This is a genomic window from Candidatus Effluviviaceae Genus I sp., assembly GCA_016867725.1.
Classification (GTDB): domain Bacteria; phylum Joyebacterota; class Joyebacteria; order Joyebacterales; family Joyebacteraceae; genus VGIX01.
Map to the genome: position 1 here is coordinate 1 of VGIX01000101.1, position 1691 is coordinate 1691.

The 1691-nt window shown below is 70.1% G+C and carries 2 protein-coding genes; both read right to left on the reverse strand.

Annotated features, from left to right (window positions below):
* Positions 1 to 331: 331 nt before the first annotated feature.
* Complete coding sequence (gene rplQ / locus FJY74_09830) at positions 332 to 841, reverse strand: 50S ribosomal protein L17 (GenBank protein ID MBM3308612.1); 510 nt, start codon at positions 839 to 841, stop codon at positions 332 to 334.
* On the reverse strand, positions 825 to 1691 hold an 867-nt coding region (locus FJY74_09835; GenBank protein MBM3308613.1), incomplete at its 5' end, for a DNA-directed RNA polymerase subunit alpha. The genes rplQ and FJY74_09835, both read right to left, overlap by 17 nt.

Consider the following 1691-nt stretch of genomic DNA (forward strand, 5'->3'; position numbering starts at 1 on the left):
CCCCTCGCCGACACGACGACGCTCTCGACGCTCGCCGCGAGCCCGACGCGGATCGGCTGGTCGGTGAGCGCGTCCCACGCCCCATCGGGAGGCCTGCCGGCGCCGGGCGGACCTTCGGGACGCGCCGTCGCGGGCATCCCCGACGCCGCGAGCGGCTCTGCCGGGCGCCCGGACCCGATCGCGGAGCAACCCCCGAGGCACATCCCGCACGCGCACAGGACACAGAAGACAAGAGCGCCGAGGGTGGCCCCCGGCGCCCGTTTCCAGTCTCCTGCGCTCAGCCGGCAGCGGCGCGTCCGCGCCGCCCGCCCCGCCCGCGCGGTGACCATCCTCACTCCCCTTCGCCCTTGGCAGCGTCGCCCGGCGCCGCCTCCGCGGCCTCAACAGCGCCCTCAACCGGCGGCGCGGGCTCCTCGGCCCGGCGGCGCAGCGGCTCGACCGCCTCCTCCGCCTTCGGCTTCCGCTCCTTGAAGGTCACAGGCTCGGTCACGAACTGCAGGATCGAGAGAGGCGCGGAGTCACCGAGCCGCGTCTCGACCTTCACGATGCGCGTGTAGCCGCCCGGCCGGTCCGCATAGCGCGGCGCCAGCTCCTCGAACAGCTTCTTCACGAGCTTCCTGTCCCGCACCACCCTCGCGGCGCGCCGGCGGGCCGCCACGCTCCCGTTCCCCCGCTTCGCGAGCGTGACGAGCCGCTCCGCGACGGACCGCACCTCCTTGGCCTTCGCGTCGGTCGTCTCGATCCGCTCGTGCTCGATGAGCGAGGTCACCATGTTCCGCAGCATGGACTTCCTGTGTGCCCACGTGCGGCCGAGTTTCCTTCCCCTACACCTGTGTCGCATCGGTCCCCTCGCCCCCTTCAGCGGGCCCGTCGGCAGCGGGATCGGCCTCAGCGCCGACCTCGCCCTCGAAGAGCGCCGGTTCGGACGCCTCCATCGCCGCCGGAGGCATGAGCTCCCCGGCCAGCGCCGCGTCCACGTCCATCCCGAACTGGAGGCCGAGGTCGGCCAGGATGTCCACGAGCTCCTGGAGCGACTTGCGGCCGAAGTTCCGGTACTTGAGCATCTCCGCCTCGGACTTCTGCACGAGGTCGCCGAGCGTTCTGATCCCGGCGTCCTTGAGGCAGTTCGAGGACCGAACGGAAAGCTCGAGTTCCTCCACACCGTGATTGAGAAGCTCGATGAGCTGGAGCCTCTCCTCGTCGATCTCCTCGATCCTCTCCTCCACCGGCTCCACGTCGAAGGCCATGAAGAGCAGCAGGTGGTCCTTGAGCAGCTTCGCCGCGAACGACACCGCGTCCACCGGCGTCACGGTGCCGTCCGTCCACACCTCGAGCGTCAGCTTGTCGTAGTCCGTGCGCTGGTCCACGCGCGTGTTCTCGACCTCGTAGCTCACCTTCTTCACCGGCGAGAACACCGAGTCCACCGCGATGAACCCGATGGGCTTGTCGTCGAACCCGTGGTCCTCCGCCTGGACGTACCCGCGGCCGGCCCCGATAGACACCTCCATCACGAGCTTCGCGTCCGCCCCGAGCGTGGCGATGTGGTGGTCCGGGTTCATGATCTCAACGTTCGGGTTGGGCTGGAAGTCCGCGGCCTTCACGATGCCCTCGGCGTCCCGCCGGAGGTGAAGCGTCTCCGGGCCGTCGCTGTGGAGCTTGAGGCGGAGCTGCTTGAGGTTCAGCACTATCTC